This window comes from Sphingobacterium hotanense (genome assembly GCF_008274825.1).
In the GTDB taxonomy this organism is placed as follows: Bacteria; Bacteroidota; Bacteroidia; order Sphingobacteriales; family Sphingobacteriaceae; genus Sphingobacterium; species Sphingobacterium hotanense.
Genome location: NZ_CP030848.1, coordinates 703,904 through 719,774, shown reverse-complemented (window position 1 = coordinate 719,774; position 15,871 = coordinate 703,904). Strand labels below are relative to the sequence as shown.

Annotated in this window: 13 protein-coding genes; 1 reads left to right on the top strand and 12 read right to left on the bottom strand. The window is 42.7% G+C overall.

Annotation, left to right across the window (positions count from 1 at the left end):
* Position 1 precedes the first annotated feature (1 nt).
* The 8 genes from DSM08_RS02895 to DSM08_RS02860 form a co-directional block, all read right to left on the bottom strand.
* Positions 2-913, bottom strand: a complete 912-nt coding sequence (locus DSM08_RS02895) for a TIGR01777 family oxidoreductase (RefSeq protein ID WP_149524734.1) — start codon at positions 911-913, stop codon at positions 2-4.
* Complete coding sequence (locus DSM08_RS02890) at positions 913-2,346, bottom strand: phytoene desaturase family protein (RefSeq protein WP_317131795.1); 1,434 nt, start codon at positions 2,344-2,346, stop codon at positions 913-915. Before DSM08_RS02890 ends, DSM08_RS02895 begins: the two co-directional genes overlap by 1 nt.
* Before the next feature lie 82 nt (positions 2,347-2,428).
* Positions 2,429-4,213 carry a hypothetical protein gene (locus DSM08_RS02885; RefSeq protein ID WP_149524732.1) on the bottom strand — a complete coding sequence of 595 codons (1,785 nt, stop codon included), beginning with the start codon at positions 4,211-4,213 and terminating at the stop codon, positions 2,429-2,431.
* A gap of 211 nt (positions 4,214-4,424) precedes the next feature.
* Positions 4,425-6,218, bottom strand: a complete 1,794-nt coding sequence (locus tag DSM08_RS02880) for an acyl-CoA dehydrogenase family protein (protein ID WP_149524731.1) — start codon at positions 6,216-6,218, stop codon at positions 4,425-4,427.
* A 35-nt stretch (positions 6,219-6,253) separates the two neighbouring features.
* Complete coding sequence (locus DSM08_RS02875) at positions 6,254-7,426, bottom strand: acetyl-CoA C-acyltransferase (RefSeq protein ID WP_149524730.1); 1,173 nt, start codon at positions 7,424-7,426, stop codon at positions 6,254-6,256.
* A 164-nt stretch (positions 7,427-7,590) separates the two neighbouring features.
* On the bottom strand, positions 7,591-7,950 hold the full coding sequence (locus tag DSM08_RS02870) for a four helix bundle protein (protein ID WP_149524729.1): 360 nt from the start codon (positions 7,948-7,950) through the stop codon (positions 7,591-7,593).
* A gap of 45 nt (positions 7,951-7,995) precedes the next feature.
* On the bottom strand, positions 7,996-10,422 hold the full coding sequence (locus tag DSM08_RS02865) for a 3-hydroxyacyl-CoA dehydrogenase/enoyl-CoA hydratase family protein (protein WP_149524728.1): 2,427 nt from the start codon (positions 10,420-10,422) through the stop codon (positions 7,996-7,998).
* Between the two features lie 13 nt (positions 10,423-10,435).
* Positions 10,436-10,894 (bottom strand): MarR family winged helix-turn-helix transcriptional regulator, encoded by a 459-nt coding sequence (locus DSM08_RS02860; protein WP_149524727.1) that lies wholly within the window; start codon positions 10,892-10,894, stop codon positions 10,436-10,438.
* Between the two features lie 274 nt (positions 10,895-11,168).
* Between DSM08_RS02860 and DSM08_RS02855 the strand changes: the two genes are divergently transcribed.
* Positions 11,169-12,131 carry an isopenicillin N synthase family dioxygenase gene (locus tag DSM08_RS02855; protein WP_149524726.1) on the top strand — a complete coding sequence of 321 codons (963 nt, stop codon included), beginning with the start codon at positions 11,169-11,171 and terminating at the stop codon, positions 12,129-12,131.
* A gap of 78 nt (positions 12,132-12,209) precedes the next feature.
* On the opposite strand, the gene DSM08_RS02850 is transcribed toward DSM08_RS02855, so the two are convergent.
* From DSM08_RS02850 to DSM08_RS02835, 4 genes are all read right to left on the bottom strand, one after another.
* On the bottom strand, positions 12,210-12,977 hold the full coding sequence (locus DSM08_RS02850) for an outer membrane beta-barrel protein (protein ID WP_149524725.1): 768 nt from the start codon (positions 12,975-12,977) through the stop codon (positions 12,210-12,212).
* The gene (locus DSM08_RS02845; protein ID WP_149524724.1) at positions 12,977-14,107 is read right to left on the bottom strand and encodes a PCMD domain-containing protein; all 1,131 of its coding nucleotides are present in this window, start codon (positions 14,105-14,107) and stop codon (positions 12,977-12,979) included. The genes DSM08_RS02850 and DSM08_RS02845 overlap by 1 nt, the downstream gene beginning before the upstream one ends.
* 164 nt (positions 14,108-14,271) lie before the next feature.
* A complete protein-coding gene (locus DSM08_RS02840; protein WP_149527627.1) occupies positions 14,272-14,631 on the bottom strand; it encodes an MmcQ/YjbR family DNA-binding protein in 360 nt (119 codons plus the stop codon).
* A 433-nt stretch (positions 14,632-15,064) separates the two neighbouring features.
* The gene (locus tag DSM08_RS02835) at positions 15,065-15,625 is read right to left on the bottom strand and encodes a thioredoxin family protein (RefSeq protein ID WP_149524723.1); all 561 of its coding nucleotides are present in this window, start codon (positions 15,623-15,625) and stop codon (positions 15,065-15,067) included.
* Positions 15,626-15,871 lie beyond the last annotated feature (246 nt).

Sequence of the window (15,871 nt, the reverse complement as noted above, 5' to 3'; positions counted from 1 at the left end):
ATTATTTGATCAACTGTTTTATAGCGTCGTGAAGATAGGGAAAATTAAACTTAAAGCCATTTTTTAGCGTAACATTTGTCGTTACAGGAACTGTTTCTAAAAGCAGTGTAGGGTCTGTTCCTTTCAACAGTGCACCCACCTTTGCAAGTGGCGTCGGCAAAGGCAATCCTATCGATCGACCGACAACCTGACGGAGAGTCTTCATAAAGTTCTTGTTCGATTCAGGATGCGGGCTGCAAGCATGGTAAATCGGTTCCTGTTGTTCTTGATCAATAATCCAACAGACTAATCGGCAGAAGTCTTCCTCATGTATCCAGGGCATCATCTGTTTTCCGGAACCGATGGTACCGGCTAGTCCTAGCTTTGCCAAAGGCGTTAGCTCGCGAATAATACCCGACTGTTTTGATAGTACGGGGCTCATTCGTAGAATTACCTTTTCTGTTTGGGGAGTATGGGCTTGCGTACAGGCGGCTTCCCAATCTATCGATAGCTTTGCCAGAAAATCATCGCCATAAGCGTTGCCATGCTCATCTTGCAGATCTTCCGCCCCATTAAATATCGCCACGCCAGAGAAATTGATCCACAGCTTTGCAGGATTGTCCAGTGATTGTATGGCTGTTGCTAATGCTTTAGTAGGTTGCAATCGAGAATTGTACAGAAGCTTCTTGTTTTTGGCAGTAAAGCGCTTGTTGATAGAGGCACCACTCAGGTTGATTATCACATCAGCACCTTGCAAGGCTTCCGTCCATTCACCTTGCGTTTCACCATCCCATAAGACGAAATCTATCCTCGGATGATGCTTGACCATCTTTCTTCTCGAAAGTACAACAATCTCATCTTCACGTTCTCTAAAATATGGGATCAACAGATTACCTAAATTGCCAGTTCCTCCGGCTAACACAATTTTTGTCATTATAGGGTTATTTTTATTTTAAAATGATCCTCTAGGGCTATTCTTGCTGCGTGGAATCCACACATGCCATGTACACCTCCACCTGGAGGTGTTGAAGAGGATGCCATATATACATTCTCATTTGAAGTTCTATAGGGAGTTAAGGAGAAGCTTGGCCGGGTGTAGAGTTGTGCTAAGTCCATAACCCCACCATTAATATCTCCACCCACATAGTTGGGGTTGTAGCTTTCCATCTGCTGGGTATTGAAAGAATGCTTCGCCATTATGATATCCTTAAATCCCGGAGCGAATCGTTCTATTTGGTTTTCTATGATTTCGGTACAATCGACAGTTGATCCATGTGGAACATGGCAGTACGCCCATGCGGTGTGTTTCCCTGCGGGTGCACGTGTCGAATCGAATAAGCTTTGTTGAGATAATAACACATAAGGTGCATCGGGAATTCTTCCCTGTGCCGTCTGATATTCCGCGAGAGCTATTTCTTCATAGGTACCACCCAAATGGACAGTCGAAGACTGCATTACTTCAGGATTACGAAAAGGGATAGGTTCGGATAATGCCCAATCCATCTTAAAAACACCTAAGCCCTGCCTATAGGCTTTCAACTGATTTCTATAGCCCGTTCTTAACGCTAAACCTTTGACACTTAAGACCTGCTTTGGGGTCATGTCTAATAGCAAGACTTTGTGATTTGGCAACTGTTTGATATCATCGACCCAATAGTCGGTTTGAATCTTCCCCCCAATGGCCATAAAATAAGATGCTAGAGCATCAGCGAGAGCCTGAGAGCCACCAACCGCAATTGGCCATCCGAAGCGATGTCCTACTGTACCTAACATCATTCCAATGGCAGCTGTCGTTAAGTTCTCTAAAGGTTGAATACCATGGGCGCAGAGCCCTGCCCACAACGCCTTCGCTTCTGTGGTTTGGAACGACTTCGCTATCATTGCCGCGGAAGGCAAAGCCTTCAACCCAAACTTCGCCATCAACAATGGATTTCGTGGAATTCTTAACGGCCCTAGAACAGCGCGCGAAAGATCTTCCCATTGATTTACGAAAGGCTCAAATAGTGCGCTATACGTCATGCTATCCTTGCCTAAGGCTAAAGCCGTTTGATCTAGATTGCGGCGTAAAATGACAGCGTGCTCTGTGTCTAATGGATGTGCTACTTCATTTGGCGCATAGACAAATTGGAGTCCATGCTCAATTAAAGGCAATGTGGAAAGAAATGGAGATGCTAAAGCCATGGGATGAATGGCAGAGCAGATATCATGTTTGAACCCCGGAAGTGTGACTTCCTTCGTCCGCATCCCGCCACCAACCGTATCGGCACCCTCAATCAGTAAAGTCTGAAGTCCCTGTTGCTGCAACAAGATAGCTGCAGCAAAGCCATTCGGCCCAGAACCTACAACGATAGCATCATATGCGTCCAAATTGATATTGATTGGTAAATCATAAATTTAAACAATATCAATTGGATTAAGTTGGTTCAAAAGTAATATTACTTAAACGCAACTAATTAGAATTTACCCGTACAAAAATATCACCTCCGTAATTAATCGAATTCTCATCAATTAACTCGAACACGTTTATATTCGGTACTATACCAATATATTTTATTTTCATACCCTCTAAGGTATATGTTCCTGAATATCCACCATTTACCGGTTCATGCTTCAAAGGGTAATTTCCTGCTATCGTACAGTTTTCCAGATTAACCGCATAAGACCCCCGATTATAGGTATCATAGTGATATTGTGAGGAGAATGTAGTTTCCGTAAAAACCATTTGACCCGTGGTCGTAGTCTTGAATGAAACGATATTAGAACATTGAGGATGCGTATAGAGAACCTCCTCTCCAACCGGAATCCCACTGTATAATGACACTAGCTTCCAGGTACCCACCAAAGAGATATTGTTTTGGACTTTTATAGGCACAGAGCCGGAAAAATTCGTAAAATCATCTTTAAAGGCATATTTCAGCTCGGCGTTTATAGTCGACTCCGTCGTATTTACTGTTTCAACATTGAGGAGAAGACTTCCCGATTGACTCAATGCTAGCTTATTTACTTTCAAGTTCGGATGGCTAATACTTAGTTTTAGCTCTTTATCAAAGATATTTGTGCCAACCTGAACTTGACCAACTTGACCTACATTCGGAAATGTAGGAATCTTGAAGATTGAAAAACCTGCATACAGGTTTGAGTTGACCCAATTGATTGCATTATTTGCTTTATTTAGATAACCATTTAGCTCGTCGGTTTTTTCGAACAAGGTCTTCATAAGCAGACTACTTCCTGTTCGATCTCCCGATTGTGGGCTGCGTGCATTCATGTTGAAGGCGAATATTCGGTCCTTTCCTGTCACGATATCCAATATGTCGGGCGTAGAAGCCATCAATGTATTCAACCCTAGGATGTTACCTTTAATCCCGGGAGAAAGGGTTTCACGCTTCGATCTATTTGTATTTGTAATCCCAAATTCAATAGCTGTATAATAGAAAGTCAATCGAGCGATTTCCACTACTGCATCAATTGCACACCAGGCAGCGACGCCAGTAGCACCCAGAAAAACAAGCGTATGCCATCCCCAAGGCAAAGCAAAAGCCACACCGCCCGTCGAAACGGACATCACTAGAATGGCAGTCATATGCTTGTTGATTAGGTCAATCTTCTCTTGATTGGACAAAGTTCCATGAACATTGCCGCCAATTGCAGCCTTCTGTCCGATATTTTGCAAGGTCGGTAGGGAAGTTCTGGCGATTTGTATGCGATTAGAAAAAGAAGATTGAATAAGCTGATCGATAAACGCCTTATTTGCCATGTAAGTCTGTGCCATTATTTTCCGCTGGTTACTATTTGCTTTTGTGAAGGCATCCTTAGCGGCTTTCACATTCGAAATAGCCTGTTCTGCGCCAGGCGTTCCACTTACATCTATAACTTCTTGAAACTTATTCAAAAGAGGCTCCAGCGTCTTCTCCGGACTATTTGCCAGAACCTGATCTTTTATTTCAAATTTGATTGCGAAATGCTTTAGCTCGGGAATTACCAGTCGTTGCTCTCCAAAGGGGATATTTTCATCGGGAATAAAAATTAGATTCTTCTCATCCAGCCGAGTGAGCGTTATGGTTTTGTCCCCCAATTTGGCCGTATAGCTTTCTTTTGTCAGAGTTTCAGAAGAAACATTGACAGTTATCATTTGATAGCGATATATGTCGCCCCCATTGGCCGCATTGTCAGGCTTTTCTATAGGTGGTTCTTTTGGCTTCGGATCAACAGCCTCTTCTTTATCGCAAGACATGGAAAATGTCGTTATACACAGAACCAAAAACAACCTTTTTAGCAAATCAAAATACTTCATAACCGTACATTAAAGTGATCTTTACGAAATTACAAAGTCAAGCATCCTGCAATCAATACCTAACAAAGGGTATTTTTCAAGAGAATTGTGCATCATTGAAAAACAAAAAAAGCCCCGATTTCTCGGGGCCTTTCCATAATCAACCTTAATACTAGAAACAGTATTTATTTTCTTCAATAAGCTTTTTAGCAATTCGCTGACGAGCATCTTTCACGTTGAATGGCTGTGCTTTAGTGAAGCGACGAAGACCAACCAACATCATGTTTAACTCATCTCCTTCAGCGAAAGAGTATAAAGCTTCTTTACCTGCAATATTTACTTTGTCAACAGCTGAGTACAAGTATACTTTAGCCATATCCGCAGCGTAAGCTGCTTTTTCACCACCTACGGTGTGCTGTAATTTCTCTGCGCGCAATAATGCCGATTCTGCTACATAGACATATCCAATGATATCAGAGATATTCATCAAAATTTCTTGTTCTTTCGACAAAGACATCATTAACTTCTGCACAGCAGATCCTGCGATCATCAAACCAGCCTTTTTCAGGTTAGTGATGATTTTCTTCTCAGCAGCAAATGGAGTCTCATCTTCTTCGCCGAAGTCAGGAATAGACATCAATTCGCCTGCTACTGCTGTTGCAGGCCCCATTAAATCAATCTCGCCTTTCATCGCACGTTTCAACAACATATCGATTACTAATAAGCGGTTCACCTCGTTTGTACCTTCGAAGATACGGTTGATACGAGCATCGCGGTATGCACGCTCCATTGGTGCATCTGCTGAATAGCCCATACCACCATAGATCTGAACACCCTCGTCAACCACATAGTCTAACATCTCAGAACACCACACTTTAATGATCGCACATTCGATCGCAAACTGCTCTACAGACTTCAACTTCGCTTTCGCTTCGTCCATTCCGCCAGCAATTAACGCATCATAGGCATCATCGATGTTCTGTCCGGCACGGTAAGCCGCAGATTCGTTCGCAAATAAACGAATAGCAGACTCCGCAATCTTATAGCGAATAGCTCCAAATTTGGAAATAGGCAAGTTAAACTGTACGCGTTCGTTAGCATAGTTGATAGCCGTCGATAATACTGCACGAGCAGAACCAATCGTCGCAGCACCAAGCTTAATACGACCAATATTTAAAATGTTAACCGCAATCTTGAATCCATTCTCACGCTCGGATAACATGTTTTCTACAGGAACCGGACAATCATTGAAGAAGATCTGGCGTGTAGAAGAACCTTTGATACCTAATTTATGCTCCTCAGGATTCATCGTGATACCGCCGAAGTCTTTCTCCACGATAAATGCCGTTAAGTTTTTATCGTCATCAATCTTCGCGAATACAATATAGATATCAGCAAAACCACCATTTGTGATCCACATCTTCTGACCATTGATCAAGTAGTGCGTTCCTTCCGCATTCAATTTTGCGGATGTACGACCTGAGTTCGCATCAGAACCCGAGTTAGGCTCCGTCAAGCAGTATGCTGCTTTCCATTCACCAGTACCCAATTTAGGAATATACTTCGCTTTTTGCTCTGCATTTCCATAGTAAAGGATCGGTAAAGTACCGATACCCGTATGTGCCGACAATGCTACAGCGAAGGAGAATCCACCACCAACTGCATCAGCAACCAACATAGAAGTGTTGAAATTCTTTCCAAAACCGCCATATTCCTCAGGAATAGATACCCCCAACATACCAAGCTCACCCGCTTTGTCCATCAGGCTTTGCATCAAACCTTCCTCCTGCGCATCAATGCGCTCAAGCTTGTTCAATACCTCGGTATCTAAGAAGTCGATGCAGGTTTGGCGAATCATCTGCGCCTCTTCATCGAATTCTTCAGGAATGAATATATCAGTATAAGGTGTTTCACGGATTACGAACTCACCTCCCTTAATTGCTTTATTTTTTACTTCTTCAGACATAATATTTTATTTTAAGCCTTGTTATACTTTTAATCTTATAGTAATTCGAATATACCAGCTGCTCCCTGTCCAGTTCCCACACACATCGTCACCATCCCGTATTTCTTGCCTTGGCGTTTCAATTCGTTCAATACCTGTACGGTCAACTTCGCACCGGTACAACCCAGTGGGTGTCCTAATGCAATAGCACCACCATTTACATTCACTTTTTCCTCATCCAATCCCAATTCGCGGATCACAGCTAAGGATTGCGAAGCAAAGGCCTCATTCAATTCGAATAGGTCAATATCTTCTTTCTTTAATCCCGCTTGCTCCAAAGCCTTTGGAATAGCGTAGATCGGACCGATACCCATAATACGCGGTGGAACACCTGCCACTGCATAGCTTACCAACTTAGCAATAGGCCGTAATCCCAATTCTTTCATCTTTGCCTCAGACATCACCAAAACGAAAGCCGCACCATCTGATGTTTGCGATGAGTTACCCGCCGTAACACTACCATCAGCAGCAAATACCGGTCTTAGTTTCGCTAATGCCTCTAGTGTCGAATCAGCTCTAGGACCTTCATCCGTATCCACCACATATTCGCGCGTCGCCATCTTGCCATCTTTCAGGTAGTTCTCTTTTACCGTAATCGGCACGATACCATCTTTCAGATGACCATTCTTGATCGCTGCGATTGCTTTCTGATGCGATTTCAATGCGAATGCATCTTGATCTTCACGTGAAACCTTATAGTCGTGAGCTACCGCTTCCGCCGTTAAGCCCATCCCCCAGTACCAGTCCGGATTTTCCTTTGCAACAACAGGGTTCGGAACGATCTTCCAGCCACCAAAAGGCATCCCAGACATCACTTCCACCCCCCCAGCGATAATTACATCGGCCATACCCGACTTAATCTTCGCCACAGCAGTCGCAATAGTCTCCAATCCCGATGCACAATAACGGTTTACCGTCACACCCGGAACCTTATCCGTCTGCAATCCCATCAAAGAGATCAAGCGTCCAACATTTAATCCCTGCTCCGCCTCAGGCATCGCATTCCCGACAATCACATCGTCGATTTCTTCTTTATTTAAATTTGGAACAGAGGCCACCAAATGCTTGATGACATCAGCCGCCAAATCATCTGCACGCATAAAGCGAAAACCACCTCTAGGGGCCTTCCCCACCGCTGTACGATATCCTGCTACAATGTATGCTTCCATTTCTTTTTTTAGATATTAGATGGGAGACATTAGACATCAGAATCTGCATTCTTCCCATTGTTTATACTTAGATGTAAGGTGGGAGATGTTAGATTTTAGAATCCTTCCCACAATATTATTCCGATATTTTCTTTTTAAGCGGAGAATTTCTCCGCTGTAAAGAATCAAACCTCTTTTTTCAATTTCTTTTTAAAACCATAGATCATCTTTTGAATCTCGACGATCTTTTTGCATATCTCTTCAGACTTTGATTTTTCCATTAAACCTAGCTTCGACGCAATCGTGATTTGCGTTAAAAGTTCATAGCAAGAACCATTTGCGATACTGAGAAACTGCCCGAACTCTTTATTTGAATTCCTCCCTGCGCCCTCCGCTATATTCGAAGCAATTGATACTGCTGACCTTTTAATTTGATTCGATAACCCGAACTTTTCTCCTTTTGTAAAATCAGAAACTACAAGATAGATTTCTGTAGCCAGCTTGATCGCTTTCTTCCAAACTTTGATCTCTTTCAGGTTATGCATTTTATTCTATTGCCAGCTTACAGTCTAATGTCTAAAATCTATTCACTAGTTCCGAAGTGCCTTTCCCTTCGTCAACATATGCTGAATACGCTCCAACGTTTTGCGCTCGCCGCAAAGTTCGAGGAATGCTTTTCTTTCTAGGTCCAAGAGGTATTGCTCGGATACTTCTGTTGGGGCTGATAAATCGCCACCACACATTACCCAGCCTAGTTTCTCGGAGATCTTCTTGTCGTGGTCGGAGATGTAATTTCCGGCACGCATCGAGGATGCTCCTACGTAGACTATACCTAATCCTTGGTTACCTAAAACTTTAATGTCATTTCTTGGTGCGGGTTGTATATAACCTGCATCCGCTAGTTCTATCGCTTTTGCTTTCGCGTCTGCTAAGAGGCGCGCACGATTCATCGTGATCGCGTATTTTCCGGTCTCCAAGTATCCTAACTCGTGGGCTTCAACAGCGGAAGTAGATACTTTAGCTTGACCAACGGTCAGGAAGCGATCTTTCAAGGTGTTTTGTGTAATCTGGTCGTCTTTGTATTCGTCTGAAGCGCGCAATGCGAACTCTTTCGAACCGCCACCACCAGGGATAACACCAACACCGAATTCTACCAGTCCCATGTAGGTCTCTGCATGTGCCTGAACAAAGTCAGCGTGCATAGAGAACTCACATCCACCGCCTAACGCCAGCTGGAATGGCGCCACAACAACCGGAATCGCTGAATAACGGATTCTCATCGATGTATTTTGGAACATACGAATCGCCATGTTCAGCTCATCGTAATCTTGCTCTACCGCCATCATGAAGATCATCCCGATATTCGCACCAGCAGAGAAGTTCTTGCCGTCATTACCGATTACCAATCCGCGGTATTCTTTTTCCGCTAGGTCGATTGCTTTATTCAATCCTTGAATAACATCGCCACCAATGGTATTCATCTTCGTGTGGAACTCACAAGCGATAATGCCGTCGCCTAAGTCGATGATCGACACCCCAGAGTTCTTCCAGATCGTCTTGGTATCGCGAATATGGTCTAATACAATCAAGTCTTCGGTACCTGGGATTGGCTTGTATGATTTCGATGCGATATCATAAAAATGACGCACACCGTTTTCAACTTTATAGAAAGATTCAAATCCCGAAGCCAACATATCGTGTACCCAGTGAGCAACTTCGCCATCTTGGCCCGGAAGACGTTTCTCTTCCTTCTTAATTTTCTCTATTGTTTCGCGTACGCCTAAAGCATCCCATACTTCAAACGGACCAATTTCCCAACCGAAACCAGCACGCATCGCGTCATCGATACGGAAGAAATCGTCGGTAATCTCAGGAACACGTTTTGAAACATATTCGAACAATGGGTAATGCATCGCACGGAATAATTCCGCAGCCTTATCTGTACCCTGCTCGTACACCTTCATGCGCTTGCGAATATCTTCAACAGCTTTGGTAGCTTCTAAAGTCGAAGATTTAACCTTTTGCTGTGTACCATATTCAAAAGTCTTCAGGTTCAAAGAGAGGATTTCGGAGTTTCCACTCGCATCCTTCACTTTCTCATAGAATCCTTTTTTAGTTTTCTCGCCCAACCATTTGTTCTCTACCATTTTGGTGATAAACGATGGCAGTTGGAATACGCCTTTCGCCTCATCATCAGGCGCATTCTGCGCTAAACCATTGGCCACGTTGACCAAGGTATCTAAACCTACAACATCTGCCGTGCGGAAGGTTGCCGATTTAGGGTGCCCCATCGCTGGGCCTGTATATTTATCGACCTCCTCTACCGTCAAGTCCATTTTCTCCACCAAATGCGTCAAGGCAAGCATGGAGTAAACACCGATACGGTTACCGATAAACGCCGGTGTATCTTTACACAATACCACCGTTTTGCCTAACATCTTGTCGCCGAATTCCAACAAGAAATCAACAACTTCTTTTTTCGTGTTAGGTGTAGGTATAATTTCTAATAGTTGTAAATAGCGTGGGGGGTTGAAGAAGTGGGTACCACAGAAATGTGCTTTAAAATCTTCTGAGCGACCTTCTTCCATCAAATGAATTGGAATACCCGAAGTATTCGAAGTAATCAATGTGCCCGGTTTACGGTATTGTTCAACCTGATCGAATACCGATTTTTTGATATCCAAACGTTCTACCACGACTTCGATAACCCAATCTACCTGAGCAATCTTGTACATATCATCTTCAAAATTACCCGTAGAGATGCGCTTTGCAAAAGACTTGCTGAATAAAGGCGCAGGGTTCGACTTGATTGCCGTGTCCAAAGAGGTATTCACAATACGATTGCGAACCAATGGACTTTCGAAGGTTAAGCCTTTGGCCTCTTCGGCCGGTAAAAGCTCACGTGGAACAATGTCCAACAACAATACCTCCACACCGATATTAGCAAAGTGGCAAGCAATTCGTGACCCCATTACTCCGGATCCTAATACAGCTACTTTCTTAATATTTCTATTCATATCTTGTGTTTTTCTATTTTATTACTGTCTGCGCTATTTTTTTCTCTGGCGCATAGTTTAATGCTAATTCATTGATCTTCGCCAATGCCTTGATCAATGTTGTCCGTTCTCTGTCGGTAAAAGAATTGTTCAAAAACTCATTGAACTCTCTTACCACATCCTTCGCAATACCGCGCTTCTCTCTGCCCAATTCGGTCAAATAAACCTTAACCGAACGCTTATCCGTATCGCTCGTCTCTCTATAAATAAAACCTAGGCTTTCCAGGTTATTTAAAACGCGAGATAAAGACGTGGTCTTCACGCCCGTGGAATTAGCAATCTGCGAAACCGGAGTACCCTCACGGTGGATATTGATTAAAATATATCCAGCGGCTTGAGTGAAGCCATGCTGCGAAGCAATGACATTATATTTGTTTGCAACCGTTTGCCAGGCTGTCTTCAAAAAATAATCTATCGTGTTATCTTGGCTCATAGTTGGGACGCTTCTTTAATATTTATTATGCAAGCATAACAAATTTAACAGATTGATTTTAAAAAACAAACTCTTTTGTGATTTTTTAATAAATCTTTGACATAGATGAATTAGTTTTAGGAGAACAGCCCAAATAAAGACTATGTTTTCAAAATGTGGAAAACTTTTACCCATTGAAAACCATATCTTTAAGCTGTTTTTAAAACCGGTTATAAACAGCAAACGTATTTTTACGCTTTTTAATACATTAACTTTGTACTCAAATAAAATTAACATGGCATTAGTAAATATCCCAAGATTAGACTTAACGCACTATACCGCGGGTACAGCCGAGCAACGCGCTCAGTTTGTGCAAGATTTAGGCAAAGCCTTTAACGAAACAGGCTTTGTGACCATTGCCAACCACGGCCTTTCGGACGAACTAATCGATAGTCTTTATGACAGCGTAAAGAAATTCTTCGGACAGCCTGAAGAAATCAAACGCAAATATGAATTTCCTGAACTAGCAGGCCAACGTGGCTATACTTCCAAAGGAAGAGAAAAAGCCAAGGACTCCACTACTCCAGACTTAAAAGAATTCTGGCAACGCGGACAAACCATCGTTGGCGAGGAATATTCGAAAGCTGATTTCCCAGACAACCCGGAAGTTACGGAACTTCCAGAGTTCAATGCCGCGACATCAGAAATCTACAAGAAACTTGAAGAAGCTGGTCGTAATTTGTTGAAAGCAATTGCGACATACCTTGAATTGCCCGAAGATTACTTTGAAAAGTACGTCATCAACGGAAATTCTATTCTTCGTGCTATACACTACTTCCCTATTGAAAACCCTGATGCTATCTCTCCGGAGGCTGTTCGCGCAGGTGCCCATGAGGATATCAACTTGATCACGCTATTGATTGGCGCTAGTGCTGACGGACTAGAGGTATTAACGAAGGACAACGAATGGTTCCCAATCCGTGCAAAAGGTAAGGACATTGTGGTGAACGTAGGCGATATGTTGCAACGTTTAACAAACAACAAATTAAAATCGACAACCCACCGTGTGGTGAATCCGCCAAGAGAACTGATGGGTACATCACGTTTCTCGGTTCCATTCTTCTTGCATCCGAAAGCAAGCATGAGTTTAGCGAGCTTAGATTCTTGTATCGACGCGGAACACCCGAAAGCATACGAAGATTATACGGCAGGACAGTATCTAGACGAAAGACTTAGAGAAATTGGATTGAAAATGTAATCCATTTTCAACAGACATTTTCATAAAAAAGGGGCTTTCTTTATCAGACTGCCCCTTTTTCATGTATTTGCTTTTTCACTAAAATACGCGCATTCCCACGCCTATATTCATGAAGATATTATGCATATTAAAACTGATGCTTTCAAAGCCTGTTTTCATGATGCTATTGAAACCATAATCAAACTGAGCCAAAGCATAGTAGCGTTGTGTGAAACTGTATTTTCCTCCCAAGCTCATTCCCACATCGACATTTCTGATACTGTTCTTAAAATCATAGGCGGTATTGTTGATCCCGATTTTCTCACCTGTCGGTTCTTCATCGCGCATATATCCCTCGATTGCCTCTCCATAGAATTTCTTCATGACTGCAAAAGAAACATAAGGGCCCGCCTGCACATTCCAGTGCTCGCCAAATTGATAAGTCGCCTGCAAAGGAACCGTGAGGTACAGATTTTCTACATTCGTGGAAATATCACCATAGTAGTACCCTCTTACGTTTTCTGAAGGATCCTCGGCAGCATTGAATGTCGTTTTATATCCTTTCACATTCGCCTCTGTTTTCATCCCCTTGCCATCCAAAACCAAGCCTGCACGTACGCCCCAATGCTGATCGATCGCGTAGTTTGCCTTCGCACCGACGAAAAAAGGCATAGCAGGACGGAAACTTTTGATTTCGCGAATTTCGACCGGCATGCTCAATGGAGCCGCACCGCCGATTTTTGTTCCGACTTCAACATCCAAACTCAATTTACCAGGCTCTTGAACCTGCGCCGAAGCCGAGCTAGCAAGTACCAAAGCACAAAAACTTAAAACCGCGTATCTAATATTTTTATATAGCTTATTCATTACTTCGTGTTGATTTTTACGTTGTCTACAATTAATTTACTACCCACTGCTCCTTGGAAAACAGCACCATTCTTACTTGCAGAAAACACTACAGCAATATTATATCGGAAGGCATCCACCTCCGCGCGATTAAATTCTTTCTTGAACTCAAAAGGTACAGTAAACTTTACCATGCCGTCGCCATCGGTTTTACCTGTTTCCTTCACCTGAGCTATAGCGACGATATATGGACTGTTCTTAACGTCAGTATCTGTTAACCAAGTACGCCCCGGATTGACATCATCATTGGCAGTGCCTTTCATTAAAGCAACGCGATCATAGAATACTGCATAGATATCGCACTCGTCCGTCACATCCACGGTTTGCCCCTGCGCATTGATAACCTTAGCGCCCGGCTCATATTTATAGAATCCTTCGAATGTCTCCGGCACCTTATTGTATGGCAAACCAAAGCGCGTTTCGATTTCAACTATAGACTTGCTGAACAACGAACCGATAAACAGGTTGCCCGCAGCAATCGGTTTTTTAACAAGTCCGCCCAAGAAGCCTGTAGACTTTGTTTCTAAGTATAGGGCATGCTCGCCACTCACCACATATTTCGCATCGATTGTCGACTGCGTAGGGTAAGATTGCTCTGTAGGGTTGTTGCCCGCCGTAAAGGCGAAGCCCGAGTTGCCCGATGCCCATAGACTCTGTTGCATCCCCTCGACCTCTTCATAAAAATAGATCCATTTCTTCTTCTCATCCTGCCCGAAAAGTTCGAAGTCGAAATTCGACGGCACAGAAGATTCAATCAATGAAACATGGTAAGTCTTCGTGAACTTGCCATCTTCTGAGGTAACTTCATAAGCAACGGGCGCTGTAAAATCCTGTTCGCTGCCTGATGCAGGAACAGATACCGCCCCTGGCGTCAATTCGAATTCGAACGCAAACTTCTTTAAGTCGATCGCACCTTGCTTAATGTAGATAACGACATTGCGATTGTTGATGATCGGCTTCGTGTTGATGACGCTGTCAGGAACATTCACCGAAACGATATCCGCTTCCATGTTCTTGGCCTCGTCTTTAATACAACTTGATAGAAAAAGCAAAATCCCAATGGGAATAAGCCAAAGTTTTGAGTAAATCATTATAATACTGTATTGTTAATAAAATCGGCATACCTGATGGGCAGGTAATAACCGCGGCAAAGATAGTATTAATAAGGAGGAAAGCTTGTAGAAACCAGAGGTAGATTTCCCAATCAAACAGATTCTTTACATTCGGTATGTGCTACTTCGTTGTAAACAAGCCCTTAGCTCTCCAATTCTTCCCTTATTTTTTTCGGAAGCCCTTGCACGATCAAATCATAGCTATGCTGAATCAACCGAAAAAGCTCAGCATCCGTAAGCTGCCGATTTGCATACAGCGTATTCCAATGCTTCTTATTCATATGGTAACCCGGTTTTACTGTATGTTCGTATTTCTCGCGCAGTTCCACCGCATATTCCGGATCGCACTTAACATTGAAAGTGAGGTCTTCAACCTGATCTAACCCAACCAGCAAAAATACTTTGCCCATCACTTTAAAAACTAAGGTATCCGGCCCAAAAGGTGTCTCCTCTGTGGTGCCTCTTTGTGCAATGCAATAGTCGCGAAGCTCTTCAATATTCATAGGCGTATAGCTGAATGATAAATGATAGATAAATGTAAGAGAATCTTGGAAATAACGCAAAGACAAGTTCAGGTTATACTCCATATAGAACCCATGTAAACCCCTTTCAAACCCGCTCGCGATTGGGTTTGAAAGGGAAGTGAAAGGGTTATGTATTGGGTTTACAAGGGGTCTTTGTAGTAGTTGGGGTTTAGATATTAGACATTAGACCGATTGCGGTTGTAGAGTTTGATTTTAGAGTTTGTTTTGAACCGACGTTCAAAAAAACATCAATGAGAGTACAAAAGTGTAAGTAAGGGGGAAAGAAAGAAAGAAAGAAATAAAGAGATAAAGAACGAAAGAATACAACCGCACAAAAAAAGGCCTTGTTTCCAAGGCCCTTTCTGAACTATACAGTTCTAATATCTAATGTCTAATATCTCAAATCTAAACCCTAATATTCCTTCAGCGCTTCCTGCAATTCTTTTTGGATTTCGACGCCTTTATCGTCGTTATACCAACGTTGGATGGCTTCTTTGATTTCAGGGAAAGGTTTTCCTTCTGCTTTCATCTCTTCGAAGATGGCCTGCAGCGCGGCAGGACGTGGTCCCCACACGATTTTGTCATGACCTACATCATTACGGATAATTAACTTAGGGATGGATTTACCGCCGTTGGTCAAGTATTCGTCAATAAGGAATGGCTCGGTGTCGCGGAGTTGTATGTCTAAATCGATAAAAGGATTGTCTTTGACAATATTATAAATTTGGGCTACGGAGTGTGCCGCATCACCACACCAAGGTTCGGTGATTACAATCCAATGTTGTTCATCTTTGATACGCTGAATGCATGCTTTCATCTCTTCCGATGGTTCGAATTTCTTTAACCATCTGTTCATTCTCGACCAATTTAACTTGGTGTAATTTAGGTATTCAGCATCATTGTGGTAGACTTCGTATTTCTCTGTGTTTTCTAAAATATCTGCGAAGTACCTCTGGTATTCATCAAAATTCATGTTGGATTATTTTTCATCAAAAGTACAGAATAATAATATAATTCAGAAAAAACCTGACGAAGGTCATGTTCTCCTGTTGCAATATGAGGTAAAGATGACCGATTTCAGGCGGTCAAACGGGGCTTGCAATGACATATTGTCACAGAACCATGACAATTAACTGTCGGAATGGATGATTTCGTCGGATAAAAGGTGAAAACAATCCTTTGGCATAAGCGTTGATGAGTATAGAGAAATTAACAACGT